At 65.9% G+C, this 25313-nt stretch carries 19 protein-coding genes; 10 read left to right on the plus strand and 9 right to left on the minus strand.

Annotated elements, in window-relative coordinates; genetic code table 11:
- Position 1 precedes the first annotated feature (1 nt).
- From neuB to FK527_RS02370, 4 genes are read left to right on the plus strand one after another with little or no spacing between them, the layout of a single operon-like run.
- A complete protein-coding gene (gene neuB, locus FK527_RS02355; protein ID WP_144729256.1) occupies positions 2-1039 on the plus strand; it encodes an N-acetylneuraminate synthase in 1038 nt (345 codons plus the stop codon).
- Positions 1036-2202 (plus strand): UDP-N-acetylglucosamine 2-epimerase, encoded by a 1167-nt coding sequence (gene neuC, locus FK527_RS02360; RefSeq protein WP_144729258.1) that lies wholly within the window; start codon positions 1036-1038, stop codon positions 2200-2202. The genes neuB and neuC overlap by 4 nt, the downstream gene beginning before the upstream one ends.
- Positions 2203-2214: 12 nt before the next feature.
- On the plus strand, positions 2215-3699 hold the full coding sequence (locus tag FK527_RS02365; protein WP_144729260.1) for an aminotransferase class I/II-fold pyridoxal phosphate-dependent enzyme: 1485 nt from the start codon (positions 2215-2217) through the stop codon (positions 3697-3699).
- 28 nt (positions 3700-3727) lie between these two features.
- A complete protein-coding gene (locus tag FK527_RS02370) occupies positions 3728-5524 on the plus strand; it encodes a polysaccharide biosynthesis protein (protein ID WP_246072630.1) in 1797 nt (598 codons plus the stop codon).
- 152 nt (positions 5525-5676) lie between these two features.
- Here the strand turns inward: FK527_RS02370 and FK527_RS02375 are convergent, their stop codons facing one another.
- Positions 5677-6309, minus strand: a complete 633-nt coding sequence (locus tag FK527_RS02375) for an LON peptidase substrate-binding domain-containing protein (RefSeq protein WP_144729264.1) — start codon at positions 6307-6309, stop codon at positions 5677-5679.
- Between the two features lie 54 nt (positions 6310-6363).
- Between FK527_RS02375 and FK527_RS02380 the strand changes: the two genes are divergently transcribed.
- Complete coding sequence (locus FK527_RS02380) at positions 6364-6915, plus strand: YggT family protein (RefSeq protein ID WP_144729266.1); 552 nt, start codon at positions 6364-6366, stop codon at positions 6913-6915.
- A 235-nt stretch (positions 6916-7150) separates the two neighbouring features.
- Here the strand turns inward: FK527_RS02380 and accD are convergent, their stop codons facing one another.
- The 8 genes from accD to katG form a co-directional block, all read right to left on the minus strand.
- Complete coding sequence (gene accD, locus FK527_RS02385) at positions 7151-8023, minus strand: acetyl-CoA carboxylase, carboxyltransferase subunit beta (RefSeq protein WP_144729268.1); 873 nt, start codon at positions 8021-8023, stop codon at positions 7151-7153.
- Positions 8024-8083: 60 nt separating this feature from the next.
- Entirely contained in the window at positions 8084-8896 is an 813-nt protein-coding gene (trpA, locus tag FK527_RS02390; protein WP_144729270.1) for a tryptophan synthase subunit alpha, read from the minus strand.
- A 31-nt stretch (positions 8897-8927) separates the two neighbouring features.
- Complete coding sequence (gene trpB / locus FK527_RS02395; RefSeq protein ID WP_144729272.1) at positions 8928-10211, minus strand: tryptophan synthase subunit beta; 1284 nt, start codon at positions 10209-10211, stop codon at positions 8928-8930.
- The gene (locus FK527_RS02400; RefSeq protein ID WP_144729274.1) at positions 10189-10965 is read right to left on the minus strand and encodes a phosphoribosylanthranilate isomerase; all 777 of its coding nucleotides are present in this window, start codon (positions 10963-10965) and stop codon (positions 10189-10191) included. Before FK527_RS02400 ends, trpB begins: the two co-directional genes overlap by 23 nt.
- A complete protein-coding gene (truA, locus tag FK527_RS02405; protein ID WP_144729276.1) occupies positions 10962-11801 on the minus strand; it encodes a tRNA pseudouridine(38-40) synthase TruA in 840 nt (279 codons plus the stop codon). The genes FK527_RS02400 and truA overlap by 4 nt, the downstream gene beginning before the upstream one ends.
- Before the next feature lie 65 nt (positions 11802-11866).
- Positions 11867-14479, minus strand: coding sequence for a motility hub landmark protein FimV (locus FK527_RS02410; RefSeq protein ID WP_144729278.1), 2613 nt, complete (start codon positions 14477-14479; stop codon positions 11867-11869).
- Positions 14480-14729: 250 nt separating this feature from the next.
- Positions 14730-15866: an aspartate-semialdehyde dehydrogenase gene (gene asd, locus FK527_RS02415; protein ID WP_144729280.1), complete on the minus strand. Its 1137-nt coding sequence runs from the start codon at positions 15864-15866 to the stop codon at positions 14730-14732.
- Positions 15867-16111: 245 nt separating this feature from the next.
- A complete protein-coding gene (katG, locus tag FK527_RS02420; RefSeq protein WP_222116118.1) occupies positions 16112-18271 on the minus strand; it encodes a catalase/peroxidase HPI in 2160 nt (719 codons plus the stop codon).
- A gap of 471 nt (positions 18272-18742) precedes the next feature.
- On the opposite strand from katG, the gene FK527_RS02425 reads away from it, so the two are divergent.
- The 5 genes from FK527_RS02425 to FK527_RS02445 all read left to right on the plus strand — a co-directional run bounded on the left by FK527_RS02425 (position 18743) and on the right by FK527_RS02445 (position 25273).
- Positions 18743-19945: an ammonium transporter gene (locus FK527_RS02425; RefSeq protein ID WP_144729284.1), complete on the plus strand. Its 1203-nt coding sequence runs from the start codon at positions 18743-18745 to the stop codon at positions 19943-19945.
- 210 nt (positions 19946-20155) lie between these two features.
- Entirely contained in the window at positions 20156-21754 is a 1599-nt protein-coding gene (locus FK527_RS02430; protein WP_144729286.1) for a thymidine phosphorylase family protein, read from the plus strand.
- 52 nt (positions 21755-21806) lie between these two features.
- A complete protein-coding gene (locus FK527_RS02435) occupies positions 21807-22790 on the plus strand; it encodes a ribose-phosphate diphosphokinase (protein WP_144729288.1) in 984 nt (327 codons plus the stop codon).
- 138 nt (positions 22791-22928) lie between these two features.
- Positions 22929-23552 (plus strand): isochorismatase family protein, encoded by a 624-nt coding sequence (locus tag FK527_RS02440; protein ID WP_144729290.1) that lies wholly within the window; start codon positions 22929-22931, stop codon positions 23550-23552.
- A 104-nt stretch (positions 23553-23656) separates the two neighbouring features.
- A complete protein-coding gene (locus FK527_RS02445; RefSeq protein WP_144729292.1) occupies positions 23657-25273 on the plus strand; it encodes a site-specific DNA-methyltransferase in 1617 nt (538 codons plus the stop codon).
- Positions 25274-25313: the final 40 nt, after the last annotated feature.

A 25313-nucleotide genomic window follows, 5' to 3' on the forward strand; every position in this document is an offset into this window, starting at 1 on the left:
CATGCCCGATGTGTTCATCATTGCCGAGGCCGGCGTCAACCACAACGGCCGTCTCGATCTTGCGCTCGCACTCTGCGACGCTGCCTGCGCCGCGGGTGCCGACGCGGTCAAGTTCCAGACCTTTCGCGCGGAGGACGTGGTGACACCGAGTGCCGCGACGGCTGACTACCAACGCACCAACACCGGAGCGACGAGTCAGTTTGAAATGATCCGTGCGCTCGAACTCGACTTCGAGGCCCACGCGCGCATCGTTGAGCATTGCGCGCAGATCGGTATCGAGTTCTTTTCGACGCCCTTTTCGGAGGCCGCCGTCGACGAACTTGTCACGCTAGGTGTGCGGCGTCTCAAGCTGCCCTCGGGCGAGTTGACCAACCGGCCACTGCTCGAACGCGCGGCCGACACCGGTTTGCCGTTGCTCGTCTCTACTGGCATGTCCACGCTCGGTGAGGTGCAGGAGGCGCTGGGCTGGATCCGCGCACGCTGGGCGGCCACGGGCCGCGTCGGCGACGCTGCGCCTGCGCTCACGGTGTTGCATTGCACCTCGGCCTATCCCGCGCCTGCTGATGCGCTCAACCTGCGCGCGATTCTGACTCTCGCACAGGCGACCGGCCTGCCTGTGGGCTATTCGGACCACTCCCAAGGTGTCGAGGCCGCGCTAGCTGCCGTAGCGCTGGGCGCGCAGGTGATCGAAAAGCACCTCACGCTCGACCAAACCCTGCCCGGCCCCGACCACAGCGCGTCCGCCGACCCGCCCGAGTTCACGCGACTGGTGGCAGGCATCCGGACGGTCAGTGCCATGCTGGGCGACGGCATGAAGCGACCGCAGTCCATCGAGGCGAACACGCGCGACGTTGCAAGGCGCAGCGTGGTTGTCATACGCGATCTGCCTGCAGGCCACGTGCTCGGCGCTGCCGATCTCGCCTTGCGCCGGCCCGGCACAGGCCTGCCGCCGTCGGCGCTCGCGGCCTTGCCCGGGCGGCGGCTGCACGGCCCGGTAGCGGCCTGGACGACGCTCACGATGGAACTGCTCGCACCATGAGCGTTCCGACCGTACCCCGCAGCGTGTTCTACGTCACAGGCACCCGTGCTGATTTTGGCTTGATGGCGGATGTGCTCGCACGCATCCACGCTCATCCGGGGTTGCAGCTCAAGCTGGCCGTCACCGGCATGCACCTGAGTCCGGCGTTCGGCGATACGGTGCGCGAGATTGAGGCCAGGGGCCTGCCAATCGTCGTTCGCATCCCGACCGAGGTCGAATCGCGCAGCCCTGCGGCCATGGCGCGCGGCATCGGACAAATGGTGGTGGCGCTCACTGAGGTGCTCGAGCGCGAACGCCCTGACCTGATGCTCCTCGTCGGCGACCGCGGCGAAATGCTTGCTGGTGCCATCGCTGCGCTGCATCTGGGCATTCCCAATGTGCATCTGCATGGGGGGGAGCGATCGGGCACGGTCGATGAGCCGGTGCGCCATGCCATCACCAAGCTCAGCCACTGGCACTTTGTCGCCACCGCAACTTCGCGGGAACGCGTGATTCGCCTGGGCGAGCGGCCCGAGCATGTGTGGGTGACCGGGGCGCCCAGCCTCGACGGGCTTGGCGCTGTGCTCGGCGCACCGCGCGGGCAGACGCTCGCGCGTCTCGGCCTTGGGGCTGGCGCGCGTTACGTCCTGGTGTTGTTTCACCCGGTGGTGCAGCAAATGCACGACGCGGTCACTCAGACCCATGCACTGGCCGAGGCGCTTGAGCGCGTGGCGAGCGAGCACGACCTGCACCTCGTCTGGCTTGAACCCAATGCCGATGCTGGCTCAGGCGGCATCTTGCAGGCGCTGGACGCGGCTATGGCGCGCCTCGGTGATCGGCTCGTTCGTATCACCCACCTTGCGCGCGAACATTACCTCGAAGCGTTGCGCCACGCCGAGGTGCTGGTGGGTAACTCGTCCTCGGGCATCATTGAGGCAGCGTCGCTTGGCACCCCTGTGGTCAACGTCGGCGACCGGCAGCGATGCCGTGAACGCAATGCCAATACCTGGGACTGCAGGGTCGACGTGGTGGCGATCAAAGGAGCGTTGCGGCAGGCGCTGGTTCATGGGCGATTTTCCCCCACCAACGTCTACGGTGACGGGCATGCGGTCGAGCGTATCGTCCGTCTGCTGGTCGAGACGCCGTTGGCGGCGGACCTGCTCGAGAAAGTCAACACGTATTGAGAACGTTGCCCGATGAATGACAGCCTTATGCTTTTGTACCTGCCGCCCGATACGCCCTGGGGCGAAGCGCTCGCTCGCCTCAATCAGATGGGGAGCGGCATCCTGCTCGTCGTTGACGGCTCGGGCCGGCTCCTGCGCACTGTGACCGATGGCGATCTGCGCCGTGCCGTGCTTGCTGCGTTGACGCCACAGACGCCGATTTCCGCGTTGCCGGCCAAGCCGCCCGTGGTGGCCGATGAAAACGCGGGCGCCGAGGTCTTGCTGCGCCTCATGGACATGCACGCAATCGACCATGTGCCCGTCTGCGACGCAAAAGGCCATGTGCGCGACCTAGTCACTCGGCGCGAGCTTTCGCAGCGCATCTGGTTATCGTCGCCCCATCTAGGAGCAGAGGAGACAGCCTTCGTCGAGGAGGCCTTCCGCACCAACTGGATTGCCCCCCTTGGGCCGCACGTCGATGCTTTCGAGAAAGAAGTGGCCGCTTATGTAGGCGTGGGCCATGCTGCGGCCTTGAGTTCGGGCACAGCGGCAATCCACTTGGGCTTGCTGCTGCTTGGCGTGGAGCCGGGCGACACGGTGTTCTGCTCTTCGCTGACCTTCGTAGGCAGTTGCAACCCCATACTTTATTGTGGCGCGCAGCCTGTGTTCATTGACTCCGAGCCCGACACTTGGAATATGTCTCCGGCGGCGCTTGAGCGCGCCTTTGCATGGGCAAAGGCTGCGGGGCGGCTGCCACGTTGCGTAATCATTGTCAATCTCTATGGTCAGAGCGCTGACATGGATGCGCTGCTGCCAATTTGTGACCGGTATGGCGTTCCGGTGCTCGAAGATGCTGCCGAGTCGTTGGGTGCGCGCTACAAGGGTCGTGCAAGCGGGGGGTGGGGCAGGGTGGGTATTTTTTCGTTCAATGGCAACAAAATCATCACCACGTCGGGCGGCGGCATGCTGGTGTCTGAAGACGCCGAGCTGATGATCCGTGCCCGCAAGCTCGCTACGCAGGCGCGTGAGCCTGCGCGGCACTACGAGCACAAGGAAATGGGCTTCAACTATCGCATGAGCAATGTGCTCGCCGGAATAGGGCGCGGGCAGCTGCGTGTGTTGGAGCAGCGTGTGGCGCAGCGCCGACAAGTATTTGAGCGTTATCGCGCGGCTCTGAGCGACCTGTCTTTCGTGCACTGGATGCCCGAGCCCGAAGGTTGGTGCAGTACGCGCTGGCTGAGTTGTTTCACCATTGACGCCTACGAACCGACGATCGGTGAAACCATCATGCGAACCTTGGAGCGTCACAGCATAGAGGCGCGTCCAGTTTGGAAGCCAATGCACTTGCAGCCGTTGTTTGCCGGAGCACCGTTTTTTGCCCATGCTCCGTCAGAGGACGTTGCGCAACGCTTGTTTCGGACAGGTCTTTGCTTGCCATCGGGCTCGAACATGTCTGCTGAGCAGCAAGACAGAGTGATAGAGCACTTGCACCGTGCACTGATGTCTGTAGGTGGCTGAAATGGGCGGTATGCGCCCCAAATTGTCTTTGTCTGCGCTCCCCCCGCTGGCGCTGGACCTCCTGCTCGTGCTCCTGGCCTGGTGGGCGGCATTCTGGCTGCGCTTCAATCTGGATATACCCGACGAATATCTGCGCGTGGCGCTGCATGGCTCGGTGCTGGCCTTGCCCGCGCATGCTGCGGCCTTGTGGGGCCTGGGGGTGTATAGGCAGGTGTGGCGCCATACGGGTCTGCCAGAGTTGCGGCGCCTGGTGGGGGCGGTGCTGCTGGGCGCAGTGCTCACGGCAGCGTTGATATTGATGGCGCGCGTGGCGGACTTTCCGCGTTCCGTGCTGCTGTTGCATCCTTTGCTGGCGCTGCTGCTGCTGGGCGCGGCGCGGGTTGGGCAGCGCCTGTATTTCGAGCGGCACGATGGGGCAGCCCGCACGGGGCGGCCGCTGTTGGTGGTGGGTACTTTGAACGAAGCGGCAGCGGTCCTGCGCGCGCTCAAGGGCAGCAGCCAATGGCGGGTAGTGGGCATCGTGTCGCCGCTGGCCGCGGAAAAGGGGCGTTCGCTGCAAAACCTGCCTGTGCTGGGCGACCTGTCGGCGCTGCCGCAGGTGTGTCGCGCGCTGGGCGTGCGTACGGCCCTGGTGGCGAGTCCTTCGGGCTCGGCAGCGCGCCGGGATGCCTTGCTGCACTCGGTGGAGGGGGGCCTGACCCTGCTCACCTTGCCGCAACCCGACGATTGGCTGAGTGCTGGTTCCGAGGGCCCGCGCAAAGTTCAACTCGAAGACCTGCTTGGCCGCGCGCCGGTGCAGCTCGACGTGCGTGGCCTGTCGGAGCTGTTTGCGGGGCAGACGGTGCTCGTCACCGGCGCGGGCGGCTCCATAGGCGCCGAGCTGTGCCGGCAGATCGCACGCTTTGGCGTGGCGCGGCTGGTGTGCGTGGACATGTCCGAAATCGCCATTTACCAGCTCGAGCAGGAGCTGCGCGCCACGCATCCGCAGCTGCAGGGGCTCTACTACACGGCCAATGTGCGCGAATACGAGCGTTTGCGCGCGCTGGCCGCGCAGCACCGGCCCGCCGTGGTGTTCCACGCCGCGGCGTACAAGCATGTGCCGCTGATGGAGGATGGCAACGAGGTCGAGGCGTTGCGCACCAACGTGCTCGGCACGCTGCACGCCGCGCGCGTGGCTGGCGAGGTGGGGGCGGCGCGCTTCGTGCTCGTGTCCACCGACAAGGCCGTGAACCCCACGAGCGTGATGGGTGCGAGCAAGCGCCTGGCCGAGCGTGTGGTGCAGGGCATGGCCGCGCAGTGGCCGGGCACGCAGTTCGTGGCGGTGCGCTTTGGCAACGTGCTGGGTTCGAGCGGCTCGGTGGTGCCGCTGTTCACGCAGCAAATCGCGCGCGGCGGGCCGGTGACCGTGACGCACCCGGAAATGGTGCGCTACTTCATGACCATCCCCGAGGCGGCGCAGCTCGTGCTGCAGGCGGGGCTCATGGGGCGCTCGGGCCAGATTTACGTGCTCGACATGGGCGAGCCGGTCAAAATCGTCGAGCTCGCGCGCATGATGATCCGCCTGTCGGGCCAGACAGAGGACGCGGTGCCGATCGCTTTCACGGGCCTGCGCCCGGGCGAAAAGCTCTACGAAGAGCTGCTCGCCGACGACGAAACCACCGAACCCACGCCGCACCCCAAGCTGCGCGTGGCCAAGCTCGGTGCCGACGGCGGGCTCGCCGCGCAGGTGGTGGAGCAATGGCTGCAGCAGGCCGGCCCCGCGCCTGCCGCCGCGGCCTTGCGCGCCTGGCTGCAGACGCTGGTGCCGGAATACCGGTCGCGCTGACTGGTTTTTCAGACCTGGGCGTTGCGCTTGTGGAAGATTCCAAAACCATAGCTTCTAGCGCTTGCTGTATTTGGGCTAGAGGCCAAAAAGACTCAAAAAATGGAAGGCTGGCAAGGCTGGCAAGCACAGCCCTGGCCGCCTGGGGTTGACGACTAAACGATGCCCAGCTTTTGCAGCAGGTCGTCCACCAGTTCCAGCCGCAGCAGCGGGTTGTCCAGCATCATCAGGTTTTGCTTGAGCTCGAGCGAAATGGGCAGCAGCTCGGCCCAGCGGTTTGCCACCCAGCCGCAGTCGTGGAGCTGCGCTGCCGTGGGGCGGGGCGCGGCGGCATCTTGCGCGGTGCGCTCGCGCAGCTTATCCAGTAGTTTGGCGAGCGCCGTGGCCGTGTGCGCGAGGTCGGGCGGAATCGCCACGGGCGGGTCGGCGGGCAGTTGCTGCACATCGGCAACCCACAAGCCATGCGGCAGGCGCTGCGAGCGCAGGATGCGAAAGCGCTCGGCGCCGCGGCAGCGCAAGGTGATTAGCCCCGGTTGCGGCGTCTGGAGCTGTTCGATATGTGCGAGCGTGCCCACTTCGTACAACTTTTCCTCGGGCGCGCCGGCCTGCCGCACCTCATGCCCGGCGCGCAGCGCGACGACGCCAAACGGTGCCGCAGCGCGCTGGCATTTGCGCACCATGTCGAGGTAGCGCACCTCGAACACGCGCAGCGCCAGTTCGCCGCCCGGAAAAAGCACCGCGCCCAGCGGAAACAGGGGCAGCGAGGAGAGGGTGAGGTGTTGGGTCATGAGCGGATCATTCTGCCCGCTATCATCCGGCGCAGCACATTTTCAGAGTTATCCATGCTGTACCAAATCGCCACTTTTTTGCTCGACCTCGTGGGCGGCCTGCTGACGGGCGCGTGTTTGCTGCGTTTTTACATGCAGTGGCAGCGCGTGTCGTTTGCCAACCCGCTCGGGCGCGTGGTGATGGCGCTGTCCGACTGGCTGGTGCTGCCGCTGCGGCGCGTGCTGCGCGCGGTGCGTGGCTGGGACGTGGCGAGCCTGGTGGCGGCGCTGCTGCTGCAGCTGGCGCAGTATGGCTTGCTGTGGCTGCTCATGGGCGCGGGCGTGGCCTGGGTCTGGCTGCTGTGGCTGGCTTTGTTTGGCTTGCTGCGCGTGGCGATCACGGGGCTCATGGGCTTGCTGCTCGTGTTTGCCGTGCTGAGCTGGATGCCGGCGCGCGCGCCGCTGGCCGACGTGATCGCGCGGCTGTGCGCGCCCTTGCTGCGGCCGCTGCAGCGCATCCTTCCGCCGCTGGGCGGCGTCGATTGGTCGGCCCTGGTGGCGTTGGTGCTGCTGCAGATCGCCCTGATCGTGCTTGGGCACGTGCAGGCCAGCGTACTTATGGGATAAAAAATGGCCTCTAGGAGCCTGTCGGACTTTGGAATCGTCGGCTGCGAATGCGCCGCAGCGGCCCATTTTTTACCGGCTTCTTGCCCCATAGCACCACTATGGGGCGGCGAATCCGGCAAAAACTGGCCTCGCCGGGGCGCATTCTCGCTATCGACGCCCAAAGTCCGACAGGCTCCTAGCGCTTGATAGAGAAGCGCTAGCAGCTCATCTTTCAGTAGTATTTGCGTTGCGCTCGTCAGGCCACCGCGTCGCTTGGCAGGCGCTGCAGCATGGCCAGGCTCGACGCGACGACGTTGCGCAGCTCGCGGCGGTCGCAGATGAAGTCGAGCGCGCCTTTTTGCAGCAGGAATTCGGCGCGCTGAAAGCCCTCGGGCAAGGTCACGCGCACGGTGGATTCGATCACGCGCGGGCCGGCAAAGCCGATCAGCGCCTTGGGCTCGGCGATCACGATGTCGCCCAGAAAGGCAAAGCCCGCGCTCACGCCACCCATGGTCGGATCGGTCAGCACGCTGATGTAGGGCAGGCCTTTTTTCGCGAGCCGCCCCAGCGCGGCGTTGGTCTTGGCCATTTGCATGAGCGAGAGCAGGCCTTCTTGCATGCGCGCGCCGCCCGTGGCGGTAAAGCACACGAAAGGCACCTTCTGCTCGATCGCGGTCTCTACGCCGCGCACGAAGCGCTCGCCCACCACGCTGCCCATGCTGCCGCCCATGAACTCGAACTCGAAGCACGCGGCGATGAGGTTGATGCTCTTTACGGCGCCGCCCATCACGACCAGCGCGTCGGTCTCGCCCGTCTGCTCCAGCGCTTCCTTGAGGCGCTCGGGGTACTTGCGGCTGTCCTTGAACTTGAGCGCATCCACGGGCAGCACCTCGTGGCCGATCTCGTAGCGGCCTTCGGCGTCCAGAAAGGCGTTGAGCCGTGCGCGCGCGCCGATGCGGTGGTGGTGGCCGCACTGCGGGCAGACGTTGAGGTTGTGTTCGAGGTCGGCTTTGTAGAGCACGGCCTCGCAGCTCGGGCACTTGATCCACAGCCCCTCGGGCATCTGGCGGCGCTCTTTGGCGGGCGTTTGCTGGATTTTGGCGGGCAGGAGTTTTTCGAGCCAGGACATGGGGTGCTCCTTTGCAGGCGGGGATGCGGATTATGCGGCGTTCAGGGAGGCGGTAGTGCTTCAGGCGGCGTCCAGCGCCTTGCGGATCGGGCGCAGGAAGTCGCGCGCCACGGGCACGACTTTTTCATAGGGCTGGGGCTCGATCAGCTCGATGATGCGGCTGCCGATCACCACGGCGTCGGCCACGCGGCCGATGGCCTGCGCACTGGCCGCGTCGCGGATGCCAAAGCCCACGCCCACGGGGATATGTAAGTACTGGCGTATGCGCGGCAGCATCTGTTCGACGGCGCCGGTGTCGAGCGCGCCCGAGCCCGTCACGCCCTTGAGCGAGACGTAATAGACATAGCCGCTTGCCACCGCCGCGACTTGCTGCATGCGCTGCTCGGTCGAGGTGGGCGCGAGCAAAAAGATCAGGTCCATGCCAAGCGCGCGCAGCTGCGCGGCGAATGCGGCGCACTCCTCGGGCGGGTAATCGACGATGAGCACGCCATCGACGCCCGCGGCTGCGGCATCGCGCACGAAGGCACCCAGGCCGTGCAGCTGATCGTAGCGCTCGACCGGGTTGGCGTAGCCCATGAGCACCACGGGCGTGCTGTCGTTGCGTTTGCGGAATTCGCGCACATGCTGCAGCACCTGCGCCATGCCAACGCCCAGCGCGAGGGCTTTTTCGCCGGCGCGCTGGATCACCGGGCCGTCGGCCATGGGGTCGGAAAAGGGCACGCCCAGCTCGATGATGTCGGCGCCGGCCTCGACCATGCCCAGCATCAGCGCCGGCGTGATGTCGGCAAACGGAAAGCCCGCGGTGACGTAGGGGATCAGGGCCTTGCGGCCTTGCGCTCGCAGCGCGGCAAAAGTGGTTTCGATGCGGCTCATTTCGTGGGGCTCATTTCGGACGAGTCATGCGTCATTTGACGACTTTGACGCTGTGTTCGCTGCTTTTCACGCTCTGTCCCTGGCAGCTCGGGCGGCAGAAAAAGTCGGCGCCGCCCAGGTCGGCCACCGTGCCTATGTCCTTGTCGCCGCGGCCCGAGAGGTTGACCAATATGGATTGGTCGGGGCGCATGGTCTTGGCCAGCTGCATCGCGTAGGCCACGGCGTGGCTCGATTCGAGCGCGGGGATGATGCCTTCGGTGCGGCACAGGTAGTGGAACGCCGCGAGCGCCTCCTGGTCGGTGATGCCCACGTACTCGGCGCGCCCGATCTGCTGCAGCCAGGCGTGCTCGGGGCCCACGCCGGGGTAGTCGAGGCCCGCGCTGACGCTGTGCGTTTCGATGATCTGGCCGTTCGCATCCTGCAAGATGTAGGTGCGGTTGCCGTGCAGCACGCCGGGGCTGCCGCGCTGCAACGAGGCGGCGTGGCGGCCCGTATCGAGCCCCGCGCCGGCGGCTTCGACGCCGATCAGGCGCGTGTTTTCAAACGGGATGTAGGGGTGGAAGATGCCCATGGCGTTGCTGCCGCCACCCACGCAGGCCACGACCACGTCGGGCTGGCCCGAGCGCGCATTCTGCGCGACGAGCATCGCGGGCATCTGTTCTATGCACTCCTTGCCGATCACGCTCTGGAAGTCGCGCACCATCATGGGGTAGGGGTGCGGGCCAGCCACGGTGCCGATGATGTAGAAGGTGTCGTCCACGTTGGCGACCCAGTCGCGCATGGCTTCGTTGAGTGCGTCCTTGAGCGTCTTGCTGCCCGACTCTACGGGCACCACGGTCGCGCCGAGCAGCTTCATGCGATAGACGTTGGGGCTTTGGCGCTTGACGTCCTCCGCGCCCATATAGACCACGCATTCGAGCCCGTAGCGCGCGCAGATGGTGGCCGTGGCCACGCCGTGCTGGCCTGCGCCGGTCTCGGCGATGATGCGCTGCTTGCCCATGCGCCGCGCAAGCATGGCCTGGCCGATCACGTTGTTGATCTTGTGTGCGCCCGTGTGGTTGAGGTCTTCGCGCTTGAGGTAGATCTGCGCGCCGCCCATTTCGCGGCTGGTGCGTGCGGCGTGATAGACCGGCGTCGGGCGGCCCACGAAATGGCGCAATTCGTAGTGGAATTCGGCCAGAAAGTCGGGGTCGTTCTGGTAGCGCGCGTAGGCTTGGCGCAGCTCGTCGATGGCGTGCGTGAGGGTTTCGCTGACGAAGCTGCCGCCATAGGGGCCGAAGTGGCCAGAGGCATCAGGTTGTTGGTAACTGGACATGGCTCTTGGAGGCAAGTTGGGCATCGGCCGCGCGCACGGCGGCCACGAAGCGGTGGATCTTTTCGGCGCTTTTCACGCCTTTGAGGGGGCGGCCATCGGGGCCGTCCTGTTCCACGCTCGAGCTGACGTCAACGGCCAGCGACAGGCAGCGTGGGCGCACTTGGGCGATGCCATCGGTCACGTTTGCAGGCGTGAGTCCACCAGACAAAACGAGGTGAGCGTTGACGTTTGGTGGCAGGAGTGACCAATCGAATGCCTTGCCGCCGCCGCCATAGCCCTCCACTTGGGCGTCGAGCAAAATGGCCTGGGCGCGAGAATGTTGCTGCGCGTATTCTACGAGGTCGAACGGCACGGCCTGCGGCCCGATAGGGATGCGCGCTGCACGCAAATAAGGGCGGCTGCCGTGCCCGCTCGCGGCCCAGCATTCCTCGGCCGTCTCATCCCCATGAAATTGCACGATAGCGCCCGCCACAAGGGCGCAAGCAGCTATCACGAAAGAAGTACTCTCGTTGACCACCAGCAGCACTGGCGTGACGAAGGGCGGCAGGCGCCTGGCCAAGGCCGCGGCGCGCTCGGGCGTGACGTAGCGCGGGCTTTTCGGGTAGAGCACGAAGCCGATGGCGTCCGCGCCAGCAGCAACGGCCGCATCCACGTCCTGCTCGCGCGTGAGGCCGCAGATTTTGATGCGCGTGCGTTGTGCGGTGGGGCGGCTGGCAAAGGAGGAGTGTGGGGACTGGTCGTGGGCAAAGCTCATGGCAGCCAATCATACGCAGGGCTGCGCTCTGGCAGGCCCCAGTGCGCCGCATAGACCGGCCCCAGAAAATACAAGCCATCGGGCGCGAAGGTGGGCGCGGCAGCGCTGCGCGAGCGCGCCGCGAGCACCTGCGCCATCCACTGCGGCGGCTGGCTGCCCTGGCCTATGGCGACGAGGCATCCCATGATGTTGCGGATCATGTGGTGCAAGAAGGCGTCGGCCTGGAATTCGAAGCGCCAGTAACACGGCTGCCAATCGGTGTCGGAGTCCGCCTTGGCCTGGGCGGGCCCGGATGTTCCACGGCGCGAGATCGCGATGCGCTGCAGGGTCTTGACGGGTGACTTGGCCTGGCAGGCCGCGGCGCGAAAGGCGCTGAAGTCGTGCGTGCCGAGCAGGTACTCGGCCGCTTCCTGCATGGCGGCCAGGTGCAGCGGCTGAAACACCCAGCCGACCCGCCCGGCTTCGACGCTGGGGCGCACGGGCGACTGCAGCAGCACGTAGGCATAGCGCCGCGCCACGGCGCTTGCGCGCGCGTGGAAGGTGTCTGGCACGGGCTGCGCCCATTGCACGGCGATGTCGGGCGGTAAAAAAGCATTGGTGCCGCGCACCCACGAAAACGCCGTGCGCGCAAGCGGCGTGTCGAAGTGCACCACCTGCATGAGTCCGTGCACGCCGGCATCGGTGCGGCCCGCGCACAGCGTGCGCACCGGCTCGGGCTGCGCGGCAAAGCGCGCAAGCGCCGCTTCGAGCTTGTCTTGCACGGTGTTGCCCGAGGGCTGGCTCTGCCAGCCGTCATAAGCCTGGCCGTTGTAGCTGACGCCGAGCGCGATCCTCATCCAGCGGGCAAGAAAAGATGGCTTTGCAGTGTGCGCTCGGGTATGAGATGGGTACGGACAGCCGCTCAGCCGATTTCATCCAGCAGGCGTTGCGCACGTTCCTTCAGCGGGCCGGAGGCTTCGGCGAGCACTTCCTCGATCAGCTCGCGTGCGCCTTCGGTGTCGCCAATGGAGTGGAACTCCTGCGCTAGCGCGAGCTTGGTCGCGAGCGGGTCTTGCGCCGAAGGCTCGGCCTCGGCGCCCGTGCTGGGCGTGGGGGCTTCCGCGCCGACAGGGCTTGTATCCAAGTCCAGCGAAAGATCACCCAGGTCGAATTTCAGCGGTTCGGGCGCGGATGTTTCCACGGTTTCAGCAAGAGGTGTGGGTGCCGTCGCCAGCAAGTCCAGGTCGCCGGTAGAAAAATCGAGGCCGGCGAGCATGGGCTCTTCGTCCTCGGCGGGTTCCTGCGCCGCTGCTTCGGCCGCGGCCTCTGCAGGGGCGACCGGCGGTTCTGCCATGGCCGCGGGAAAATGCTCGGCGCCCACAGCCGAGTCTGGCGGCGCAGTGGCCTCACTTACCGGTGCGGCCAGGTCGAAATCATCTTTCTGGGCGTCGAGCGGCAAGGCCGGTTCGGCCGCTGGGCTGTCGGACACCAGGGGCGCCGGGGTGGCAGGGCTGGCTGCGTGCGCTGCATCCATTGCGTCCAGGTTCAGGTCCAGCTCGGGCAGGGCGGCCCCTGACGCTTCGACGGTACCCGAAAAAGTGCTGGGGAACGCGCTGGGGATGGCGCCGGCTGCGGCGCCGAGTGGCGCTGCAGCCTTGGGCGCGCCGCCCGGTTGGTACAGCGCGTTGGCAGGCTCCAGCGCCCGGCCCAGATCGGCAATGCGCGCCCAATCGGGCCCCTCTCCCTGGGTGAGCTTGAAGACCTCGGCAGCCACGGCTTCCAGAGCCTTGCGGTCTTGTCTTTTGGCGTAGATTTCGCCGAGCTTGACATGGACGGGCACACGCTCGGGATGGTGGCGCAAGGCTTCCTTGAGGATTTCTTCGGCCTGCAGGTCGCGGCCGTAGGCCAGATAGACGTCGGCCTCGGCCACCGGGTCGATGTCGCCGCCCGCGTCGAGCTGGCTGGGCGAGTACGCCATGGAAGATGCACCCGTGCTCAGGTCGCTGCTGGCGGTGTCTACGCGCTGGCCACCACTGGCGCCGAAGAAGGAGTCAGGCTGCAGCCGGCTTTCCATGAAGCTGCTGTCCAGACTTTCCTTTTTGCGTCGCTGTTGCGCTACACGGTAGGCACCATAGCCGAGCAGCAGGACCGCCAGCCCTCCCACTGCGGGCAGCAGGGGCTCCTCGAGGAGGCTGGAGACGAAGCTGGATTCTGGTGCGGGCGCTGGCGTTGGCGCGGGCTTGGGTTTGGAGGCTGGGACAGACGCTGCCGCCATGGGCGCAGCGCTGGCAGTGGCAGAGGCGGCAGAGGCCTGCTCTGCGGGAGCCAGGCCGGCGCTCGCGATGGAGGTCCCGGAGGCGGCTTCCTGCGGGGCGGAGGCCGCTGCCGCAGGGGCGGCAGCGTTTGCCGCCGAGGACGCCGCAGTGGCCGGGGCGGCCGCGCTGCCTGCAGATACCGCACTGAGCTTGTTTAGTTCCGCGATATTCTGGGACAGCTCGGCGACCCGCGTGGATGTTTCGCGGGCCTGTTTTTCTCTGGCCAGCTGTTCCTCTGCCGATTTCTGGCCGGGCGGCGCATCTTTGGACAGCAGCAATTTGTCGGGGCCGGCGCTGGCAGGCTTTTTGTCTTCGACCACGGCTTGCACGCTGCCGCTCGCAACGCGCTGCGCAGGCGCGACATCGGTTTTGGGGGCTGCGGTGGCGAGCTTGCGGCGGAAGCTGTTGAAGTCGCGGCTTTGTGCAGCTAGGATCTGCCGCGCTTGCGAGGGAGCAACAGACTGCGCGGCCGCCTCGTCGGGCAATTGCAGCACGGCACCGGCCTTGATGCGGTTGGCATTGCCATCGATGAATGCGTTTGGGTTGGAGCGCAGCAAGGCGACGATCATCTGGTCCAATGAGACGCTCGCTGGGCGATGCGCTTGGGCGATGCGGCTGGCCGTGTCGCCGGGTCGGACCGTGACGCTCCCTGCGGTCGCAGCAGAGGTCGGCGCGGGTTGCATCGGGCGCGCGCGGTCGCGGGCCCCTGAGCTACCCGGACCTGTGCCTGCGGCCACGGCACGGGCCGCCGTTGTTGGCGAAGAAGGGGCCGTCAGTTGTGCCGCCGCGGTGACCTCCGGGGGCGCTCGGTGCGATGCGGGTGGGTCCAGCAAAATGGTGTAGCTGCGCACCAGTCGGCCCGCGTTCCAGGAGGTGTCGAGCACCAGATCGAGAAACGGCTCGTTCACGCTGCGAGAGCTCGTCACCTGCAAAAAAGCGCTGCCATCGGGGCGGCGCTTCAGCACGATCTGCACACCGTTCATCAAAGGCGAAAACTCCACACCCTGGGCGCGAAAAACTTCTGCAGACGCTGGACGTGTCTGCAGGCTGTTCGCTTCTTCCGTGGTGATCTGGGGCACTTCGATTTCGGCACGCAATGGCTCACCAAGGGCCGACTTGACGCTCAGCCGCCCCAGGGCGAGGGCCGATGCATCGCTGCTGTACAAGCCAAGCGATAGCGTGGCTGCGGCTGCCAGGGCAGAAAGTTTCCAACGATGCATGGAGTTCATCAGCAAAAGTGGTGTGGTGTGGTGGTTTGCTTCTTGGACTTGGCTCCATCCAGCGGAAGGAAGGCTTCCCTAGAACAACCAGGCTGCAAGAACCATAGCAGCAATGTATGGCGCTGGCAAGTCTATGAGCGCACGGGCTCAGCAAGCCATGGTTGTCCGCATATCAGGCTGGAGCAGGCGTTGTCAGCAGGCAACGCCTGGTAAACATCTGTATCCGCTTGCACAGCGAAGCAATGGTGTTTCAGGCCTGCAGCAGGATGCGCAGCATGCGGCGCAGCGGCTCGGCGGCGCCCCACAGCAGCTGGTCGCCAATCGTGAAGGCGCCCAGGTATTCGGGGCCCATCGCGAGCTTGCGGATGCGGCCCACGGGGATGGTCAGCGTTCCCGTCACGGCCACGGGCGTGAGGTCCTGGAGCGTGGCCTCTTTGTTGTTGGGCACGACTTTGACCCAGGCGTTGTCGGCGGCGATCATGGCCTCGATGTCGGCCACGGGCACGTCTTTTTTCAGCTTGAAGGTCAGCGCCTGGCTGTGGCAGCGCATCGCGCCCACGCGCACGCAAAAGCCGTCGACGGGCACCGCGGGCGTGTCGAAGCCCTCACCCTGGCCCAAAATCTTGTTGGTTTCGGCCATGCCCTTCCATTCCTCACGGCTCACGCCATTGCCCAGGTCTTTGTCGATCCAGGGAATCAGGCTGCCAGCGAGCGGCACGCCAAAATGCGCGGTTTCATCGGCGCTCAGGCTGCGCTGCTTGGCGATGACCTTGCGGTCGATTTCGAGGATCGCGCTCTTGGGGTCGTCGAGCAGTTCACGCACTTCGGCGTACAGCGTGCCATATTGCGTCAACAGCTCGCGCATGTGCTGCGCGCCGCCGCCGCTCGCGGCCTGGTAGGTTTGCGTGCTCATCCATTCAACCAAGCCGGCCTTGTAGAGCGCGCCCACGCCCATGAGCATGCAGCTGACGGTGCAGTTGCCGCCGATCCAGTTGTTGCCACCCTTGGCGAGCGCGTTCTGGATCACGGGCAGATTCACAGGGTCGAGCACGATCACGGCGTCGTCCTGCATGCGCAGCGTGCTCGCCGCGTCGATCCAGTGGCCCTTCCAGCCCGCGGCGCGCAGCTTCGGAAAGACTTCGCTCGTGTAGTCGCCGCCCTGGCAGGTGATGATGATGTCGCACTTTTTCAGCGCAGCGATGTCGTGCGCATCGTGCAGCGTTTTTTCGTTCCTGGCCATCGCCGGGGCAGCGCCGCCGGCGTTGGAGGTCGAGAAGAAAATGGGCTCGATCAGGTCGAAGTCGCCCTCGGCCTGCATGCGGTCCATGAGGACCGAGCCGACCATGCCGCGCCAGCCGACGAGGCCCACGAGATTACCGAGTTTCATTTTGCGCCTTTCAAACAATGAGCTGTTTGCTGGCCCTTCCGGCTCGTCAGGCTCCGGAAGGGGGCGCACGACGAAACCGGCTGGGTTCAGCCCTTTTTGGTCGTGGTAATGGGGGAGTGAGAGGAGTGCGCGATGCAACGAGCCACCCGCCGCACAACATTCGGGCGGGGGCTGGAGTCGAGGTGGATCGAGGCGTTCATCGCGGCGGGCATTTTAGCAGCCCGCTTTGAGTCGGCGCGGTTTCGTCACGCCAGGTCGAAGCGGTCGGCGTTCATCACCTTGGTCCAGGCCGCGACGAAGTCATGCACGAATTTTTCGCGGCTGTCGTCCTGCGCATAGACCTCGGCGTAGGCGCGCAGGATGGCGTTCGAGCCGAACACCAGGTCCACGCGCGTGGCCGTCCACTTGGGTGCACCGCTCTTGCGCTCGCGCACTTCGTAGAGGTTGCTGCCGACGGGCTTCCAGGTGTAGGCCATGTCGGTCAGGTGCACGAAAAAGTCGTTCGTCAGCGCGCCCACGCGTTCGGTGAACACGCCATGCCGGCTGCCGCCGTGGTTGGTGCCGAGCACGCGCATGCCGCCGATCAAGGCCGTCATCTCGGGCGCGGTGAGGCCCAAGAGTTGCGCGCGGTCGAGCAGCAGCTCCTCGGGCGTGACGGCGTAGTCTTTCTTGAGCCAGTTGCGAAAACCGTCGGCCAGCGGTTCGAGCACGGCGAAAGAGGCAGCGTCCGTCATCTCGGCCGTGGCGTCCCCGCGCCCCGGCGCAAAGGGCACGTCCACGGCCACGCCTGCGGCCTTGGCAGCTTGCTCTATGCCCACATTGCCCGCGAGCACGATCACGTCGGCCACGCTGGCGCCGGCCTGGGCCGCGATGGGTTCGAGCACGGCCAACACGCGCGCAAGGCGCTCGGGCTCGTTGCCGGCCCAGTCTTTTTGTGGCGCAAGGCGGATGCGCGCACCATTGGCGCCACCGCGTTTGTCCGAGCCGCGGAAGGTGCGTGCGCTGTCCCAGGCGGTGGCGACCATGTCGCTGATGGACAGGCCGCTCGCGGCGATTTTGGCTTTGACGGCCGCCACGTCGTAATCCTTGCGGCCTGCCGGCACCGGGTCTTGCCACACCAAGTCCTCTTTGGGCACGTCGGGGCCGATGTAGCGCGACTTGGGGCCCAGGTCACGGTGCGTGAGTTTGAACCAGGCGCGCGCGAACACCTCTGAAAAGTACGCCGGGTCTTGGTGGAAGCGCTCGGAAATCTTGCGGTACGCCGGGTCGAACTTCATCGCCATGTCGGCGTCGGTCATGATGGGCTTGCAGCGAATCGTCGGGTCTTCCACGTCCACGGGCATGTCTTCTTCGCGGATGTTCACGGGCTCCCACTGCCAGGCGCCGGCCGGGGATTTTTGCAGCCACCAGTCGTAGCCGAGCAGCAGGTCGAAGTAGCCGTTGTCCCAGCGCGTCGGGTGCGTGGTCCAGGCGCCTTCGATGCCGCTGGTCACGGTGTCACGGCCTATGCCGCGCGTGACGTGGTTGACCCAGCCCAGGCCCTGGTCTTCGATGTCGGCGCCTTCGGGGGCGGGGCCGAGGTTCGCGGGGTTGCCGTTGCCGTGCGCTTTGCCCACGGTGTGGCCGCCGGCTGTGAGGGCCACGGTTTCTTCGTCATTCATGGCCATGCGCGCAAAGGTTTCGCGCACCTGCGCCGCGGTCTTGAGCGGGTCGGGCTTGCCATTGACGCCTTCGGGGTTGACGTAGATCAGGCCCATTTGCACCGCGGCGAGCGGGTTTTCGAGCGAGGCGGGGTCATCGACCTTGGCGTAGCGCGCGTCGCTGGGCGCGAGCCATTCTTTTTCAGAGCCCCAGTAAACGTCCTTCTCGGGGTGCCAGATGTCCTCGCGTCCGAACGAAAAGCCGTAGGTCTTGAGCCCCATCGATTCGTAGGCCATGGTGCCCGCGAGCACGATCAGGTCGGCCCAGCTGAGCTGGTTGCCGTACTTTTTCTTGATCGGCCAGAGCAGGCGGCGCGCTTTGTCGAGGTTGGCGTTGTCGGGCCAGGAGTTGAGCGGCGCAAAGCGCTGGTTGCCGTGCCCCGCGCCGCCGCGGCCGTCGGCCGTGCGGTAGGTGCCCGCAGAGTGCCAGGCCATGCGGATCATGAGCCCGCCATAGTGGCCCCAGTCGGCGGGCCACCAGTCCTGGCTTTGCGTCATGAACGCGAGCAGGTCTTTTTTGAGCGCGGCGACGTCGAGCTTTTGCACCGCTTTGCGGTAGTCGAAGTCAGCCCCCAGCGGGTTCGTTTTGGTGTCGTGCTGGTGCAGGATGTCCAGGTTCAGGGCCTTGGGCCACCATTCCATGGTGGACATGCCGACTTGCGTCACCGCACCGTGCACCACGGGGCATTTGCCCGCAGCCGCCATTTTGTCTGTGCTCATGGGATCGATCTCCGAAAGAAAGTTTGCAATTGGCCTGCACGCAAGCCCCGAAAAAACCAGATCGTCGCCGCGCCCAAAGTCCGTTGGATGAAGCATGTGATTGCAGCAGTGATCTGGCAAGCATGGTAGGGCTGGGCGGCCACGGCGGCCATTCGAAACTCCCAATCACGGCGATAGGCAGGAGGCAAGGGGAGCCTGCATACAGGAGTGCTGCATCACCATGGTGCGCGCCTGCGGCGGATGTGCGCCAACATGGAGCGGCGGCCGCGTTTCGCGCCATCGGGGTGCGCGGCGCGCCGAGCTGGGGAATGTGAATGCGTAGCCGCGCGCGGATGGTGCATGCGGATACGCCCTGGGGTTTGCTTCGGTCCGGTTCTTGCTTGTCTTTGGTGCGCCGCTTTCCGGCGCGTTTTTCTTGCACCAAACCAGCGCTTAGATTTCCCAAGAGGTCATTGCATGCAAACCATTCCCCAGGGTGGCGACACCCTGTTCGTCCTGCTCGGCGCCGTCATGGTTTTGGCCATGCACGCGGGCTTTGCCTTTCTGGAGCTCGGCACCGTGCGCCGCAAGAACCAGGTCAACGCGCTGGTGAAAATCCTCGTGGACTTTTGCGTCTCCACGGTGGCGTACTTTCTGGTCGGCTACGGCGTGGCCTATGGCGTGCATTTTTTCGTCGGGGCCGAGCAGCTCGCGGCGTTTCATGGCTATGCGCTGGTCAAGTTCTTTTTCCTGCTGACCTTTGCCGCGGCCATTCCCGCGATCATCTCGGGCGGCATTGCCGAGCGCGCGCGCTTTGGTCCGCAGCTGCTCGCCACGGCGGTGATCGTGGGCCTGGTGTATCCGTTTTTCGAGGGCATCGCGTGGAACCAGCACTTCGGTGTGCAGGCCTGGTTGCTGCAATTCACGGGCGCCGAATTCCACGACTTTGCTGGCAGTGTGGTGGTGCACGCCGTGGGCGGCTGGATCGCGCTGCCAGCCGTGCTGCTGCTGGGGGCACGCAGCAACCGTTACCGCAAGGATGGCGCCATGTCGGCGCACCCGCCGTCGAGCATCCCTTTCCTTGCGCTGGGCGCGTGGATTTTGATCGTGGGATGGTTTGGCTTCAACGTCATGAGCGCGCAGATGCTGAGCAAAATCTCCGGCCTGGTGGCGGTGAATTCGCTCATGGCCATGGTGGGCGGCACGCTCGTGGCGCTGCTGCTCGGGCGCAACGACCCCGGCTTCGTGCACAACGGCCCGCTTGCGGGCCTGGTGGCCGTGTGTGCGGGCTCGGACATCATGCACCCGCTGGGTGCGCTGGTGGTGGGCGGCATTGCGGGGGCGATCTTCGTGCACATGTTCACGCGCACGCAAAACCGCTGGAAGATCGACGACGTGCTTGGCGTGTGGCCACTGCATGGCCTGTGCGGCACCTGGGGCGGCATCGCCGCGGGCATCTTCGGCAGCAAGGCGCTGGGCGGCCTGGGCGGCGTGAGCCTGGGCGCGCAGCTCATAGGCACGCTGCTGGGCGTGGCCTGGGCGGCGCTCGGGGGCTGGTTTGTTTATGGCACACTCAAGCGGCTGCTGGGCCTGCGCCTGAGCCAGGAGCAGGAGTTCGACGGCGCCGATCTTTCGATCCACCAGATCGGCGCCACGCCCGAGCGCGAGGTGAATTGGTGAGGTTTTGCTTCTGTAAAGATAGCTGCTTGTGCTTGATGATTGGGCGCTATAGGCATTTTTCATCATAAAGCGACGGCCTTGCCGCAGCCATGCTGGCGCGAGGTCGGGGTGAGTCAGGTCGAGTGGAGGCCGTGTCTGGGCCGGGTCTGGGCCGCGCAGGGCGTTTTGTATAGTCCCCGCATTTGCCCGCTCCGCCCTGCCATTGCCCCCATGAACGTCGAAGTCACCGAACCCGTCCCGCGTCCCGCCTCCGCAAACCCCGAAGCGCCGCGTTCGCAGCTTGCGCTGCGCCGCGTGGCCATAGATACCTGGCAGGAAAACGTCGCCTTCCTGCACCGCGACTGCGCGGTGTATCGCGCCGAAGGCTTTCAGGCGCTCTCCAAGGTGGAAGTCCGCGCCAACGGCAACCACATTCTGGCCACGCTGAACGTGGTCGATGACGACGCCATCGTGGGTTGCAACGAGCTGGGCCTGTCCGAAGACGCCTTTGCCCAGCTTGGCGTGGCCAACGGGCACATGGCAAGCGTGGCGCAGGCCGAGCCGCCCGAATCGATGGGCGCGCTGTTTCGCAAGCTCGCGGGCGAGCGCCTCACGCGAGCCGACTTCAGCGCCATCGTGCGCGACATCGCCGAACACCACTATTCCAAGATCGAACTCACGGCCTTCGTCGTGGCTTGCAACCGCGACGAGCTTGACCGCGAGGAGGTGTATTTCCTCACCGACGCCATGGTCGCCTGCGGGCGCAGGCTCGACTGGCATGAGCCGCTCGTGGTGGACAAGCACTGCATAGGCGGCATCCCGGGCAACCGCACCAGCATGCTCGTGGTGCCCATCGTCGCGGCGCACGGCATGTTGTTCCCCAAAACTTCGTCGCGCGCCATCACCTCGCCCGCGGGCACGGCCGACACCATGGAAGTGCTCGCCGAGGTCGAGCTGCCGCTCGAACGCCTGGCCGAGATCGTGCGCGACTACCGCGGCTGCCTGGCCTGGGGCGGCACGGCCCGGCTCTCGCCCGCGGACGACGTGCTGATCTCGGTCGAGCGGCCGCTCGCCATCGACTCGCCGGGCCAGATGGTGGCCTCCATCCTCTCGAAAAAGGTCGCCGCCGGCTCCACGCACCTGGTGCTCGACATCCCCATAGGCCCCACGGCCAAGGTGCGCTCCATGCCCGAGGCGCAGCGCCTGCGCCGCCTGTTCGAATACGTCGCGCGCCGCATGGGGCTGACGCTGGACGTGGTCATCACCGACGGCCGCCAGCCCATCGGCAACGGCGTGGGGCCGGTGCTCGAGGCGCGCGACGTGATGCGCGTGCTGCAAAACGACCCGGCCGCGCCCAACGACCTGCGGCAAAAGGCGCTGCGCCTCGCGGGCCGGGTGATCGAGTTCGACCCCGACGTGCGCGGCGGCGAGGGCTTTGGCATTGCGCGCGACATCCTCGACTCGGGCCGCGCGCTCGCGCGCATGAACGCCATCATCGAAGCGCAGGGCAGCAAACACTTCGACTACCAGCGCCCCGCGCTCGGTGCGCTGACGTTCGAAGTCTGCGCGCCGCGCTCCGGCGTGGTCACGGGAATAGACAACTTCCAGATCGCGCGCATCGCCCGCCTGGCCGGCGCGCCCAAGGTGCCGCAGGCCGGTGTTGATCTGCTGCACAAGCTCGGCGAACAGGTCGCGGTGGGCGCGCCGCTGTACCGCGTGCATGCGAGCTACCCGGCAGACCTGGAGTTTGCGCGCCAGGCCAGCAGCCGCAGCAGCGGCTACACCATAGGTGCGGCAGACGAGGTTCCCCAGGCTTTCGTCGAGTTCTGAGCGCATGCCCTGCGCGTGTCGCTTTTTGATGCAATTTTGATAGCCATCCGCCATGGATTCATCTGCCCTATTGCTGCATTTCGATGATGAAACCGCAGCCGCGCAGCGCCTTGCCCAGGCCGCAGAACTGCCCGCGCGCTGCATAGAGCGCCACCGCTTTCCCGACGACGAGCTCAAGCTGCGCCTGCCCGTGGACGCGCAGGGGCGCCTGCCAGAACACATCGTGCTGCTGCGTGGCCTCTACCAGCCGAACGAAAAGCTCGTCGAGCTTTTGCTCGCGGCGCAGACCGCGCGTTCCCTTGGCGCGCGGCGCATCGTCCTCGTCGCGCCTTATCTTGGCTACATGCGGCAGGACAAAGCCTTCACCCCCGGCGAGGCCGTGAGCCAGCAGATCGTGGGGCGCTTTCTCGCGGGCCTGTGCGACGCGCTCATCACCGTCGATCCACACCTGCACCGCGTGGCGCGGCTGCAGGACGCCGTGCCCGTGCCTGTGGCCGTGGCGCTGAGCGGCGCCGAGGCGCTGTCCGACCTCGTCGCGCAGCGCCGCCCCGGCGCCTTGCTCGTCGGGCCCGATGCCGAATCCGCCCAGTGGATCGCCCAGGCTGCCGCGCGCCACGGCTTTGCGCACGCCGTGTGCACCAAAGAGCGCCAGGGCGACCGCGAGGTGCGCATCCGCTTGCCGGCGCTCGCGCCGCACGCCATCGAGGGCCGCGCCGTGGTGCTGCTCGATGATGTCGCCAGCACTGGCCACACGCTGGCCCAAGCCGCACGCCTGCTGCACGCCGCCGGCGCCGCCTCGGTCGATGTGGCCGTGACGCATGCGCTGTTCGTCGGCGACGCACTGCAAACGCTCGCCGACGCCGGCGTTGGGGAGGTCTGGAGCACCGACTGCATCCCCCACCCGAGCAACGCCGTCTCCATGGCCGGGCCGTTGGCGCGGGCACTGCGGGAGGTGCTGGCGCGTGGCGTAGCATTTGAAGAGGCCGAACGTGCCCCGCTACCAGGCGTGGCAACGCTTGAAGGAGTGCACCGATGAATAATGCAGCGCAAGCCGACAGCGCCGACGGTGCAATGCAGCCATGGACGGAAGGATGTCTGGCCAGCGTGGACGGCTGGACGGCATGAGCCACCGCGGCAGCGAATCTTCCCTTTTTCACCGCAAACCTTGTTCCCCATGCTCCTAGACGCCTCCACTTCCCAACTCGTCCTGGTGGACTACCAGGAACGCCTGATGCCCGCCATTTTTGAAGGCGCCGCCGTGCTGGCGCGCGCGCGGCTGCTTGCGCAGGTGGCGCGGCGGCTGCAGGTGCCCGTGTGGGGCACCGAGCAAAACCCCTCGCGCCTGGGCGCGAACGACGCTGCGCTGCGCGCGCTGTGCCAGCAAACCCTTGCCAAGATGCACTTCGGCGCGGTCGAAGAGGGGCTGGGCGAATGGCTGCGCCCGCCCCCCAAAGCCCCCGCGGGTAACGCGCGCAGCCTGCCGCGGCACCTGCAAAAACCGCAGCAGGCCACGCCCGCGCGCGGCAGCATCGTCATTGCGGGCTGCGAGGCGCACGTGTGCCTGCTGCAAACCGCGCTCGACTTGATCGAGGACGAATTCGAGGTCTGGGTCGTCACCGACGCCTGCAGCTCGCGCACCGAGCGCAACCGCGACGCCGCCTTCGACCGCCTCGCCGGCGCCGGCGCGGAGCTCGTCACCACCGAAATGGTGGCTTTCGAATGGCTGCGCAGCTGCGAGCACCCGGCGTTCAAGGAGTTGCTGCCCTTGCTCAAAGAGGGCGGCGCGCCGGGCGCGTGAGGCGCTTGCGAGGGGAGGCAGGGTTTACACCTTGCGCGCGGCAAAGTCCGACAAGGCAGCGCGCAGCAAGAACGACACGCACCAGCGCGAGAGAATGGGCACCCATGCCAACACTGAACTGGATCGGCAAGCAAGCCGTCGTCAAACACCACAAGGAAGTGCCCTTTCGCCTGCTGGAGCCCGCGCCCGAGCTTTCCTGCGGCGCGGCACAGGGCAGGGCGTCGGGCAACCTGATCGTGCAGGGCGACAACCTGCACGCCCTGAAGGCGCTCCTGCCGCGCTATGCGGGGCAGGTCAAGTGCATCTACATCGACCCACCGTACAACACCGGCAACGAGGGCTGGGTTTACAACGACAACGTGAGCAGCCCGGAGATTCGCAAATGGCTGGGCGAGGTGGTCGGCAAGGAAGGTGAGACGCTGGACCGGCACGACCGCTGGCTGTGCATGATGTACCCGCGTTTGGTGCTCTTGAAGCAGTTTCTGCGCGAGGATGGCGCCATCTTTATCTCAATCGACGACAACGAGGTTGCGACGCTGCGGCTGTTGATGGATGAGATTTTCGGGGCGGGGAATTTCGTTGCCTCCGTTCTCTGGCAAAAGGTGTATTCACCCAAAAATTCGGCGCGACACCTTTCCGAAGATCACGATTACGTACTCATCTACGCAGCCAACGCGGGCGCTTGGGCCCCCAATCTTTTGCCGCGCACCGAAGAACAGAACGCGGCCTATAAAAACCCCGACAACGACCCGCGCGGCGTGTGGAAAACCAGCGATCTTTCGGCACGCAACCACTACTCCGCAGGCACCTATCCAATTATTTGCCCTTCGGGCCGCGTCATCGACGGTCCTCCGAAAGGCATGTATTGGCGCGTATCGAAAGAGCGCCTCGACGAACTCGACCGCGACAACCGCATCTGGTGGGGTAAGGACGGCAATGCCATCCCGCAGATCAAGCGCTTTCTGCATGAAGTCAAGGATGGGCGTGTGCCGCAAACCTTGTGGTTTTACAACGAGGTAGGCCACACCCAGGAAGCCAAGAAGGAATTGCTCGAACTGGTGGACTTCGCCTCCAGCGATGACGTTTTCATCACGCCAAAGCCCACCCGCCTGATCCAGCGCATCCTGCAAATCGCCACCGACAAGGATTCGCTCATTCTCGACAGCTTCGCCGGTTCCGGCACCACCGCCCACGCGGTGCTCAAGCAAAACGCCGAGGATGGCGGCAGCCGGCGCTTCATCCTCGTCGAAATGGAGGCAGGCATCGCGCAGAACGTCACCGCCGAGCGCGTCAAGCGTGTGGCGCAGGGTTACGTCAATGCCAAGGGGCAGGCAGTCGCGGGCCTGGGCGGCGGCTTCCAGTTCTGCCGCCTGTCGGCCGAGCCGCTCTTCGACGCCAATGGCCAAATCCGCAGCGACGTGAGCTTCGCGCAACTCGCCGAGTTCGTCTGGTTCGCCGAAGCCGGCACCGGCTTCACCGGCACCGCCGATTCGCCGTTGCTGGGCGTGCACGAGGGCCGCGCGGTGTATCTGCTCTACAACGGCATCCTCAAGGACAAGTCCGTGGCCGGCGGCAACGTGCTCACCGGCGCGGTGTTCGACGCGCTGCCGCCGTTCGCCGGCCCCAAAGTGATCTACGCCGCCGCCTGCCGTCTGAGCGGCGCCCGGCTTGCGCGCGAAGGCATCAGCTTCAAGCAGACGCCTTACGCGCTGGAGGTGTGAGGGTGGCGCTTGTGGCATGGCCGTTCTCTGCCGACAATTT

Origin of the sequence: Extensimonas perlucida (assembly GCF_007655255.1) — a bacterium.
Taxonomy (GTDB): Bacteria; Pseudomonadota; Gammaproteobacteria; order Burkholderiales; family Burkholderiaceae_C; genus Extensimonas; species Extensimonas perlucida.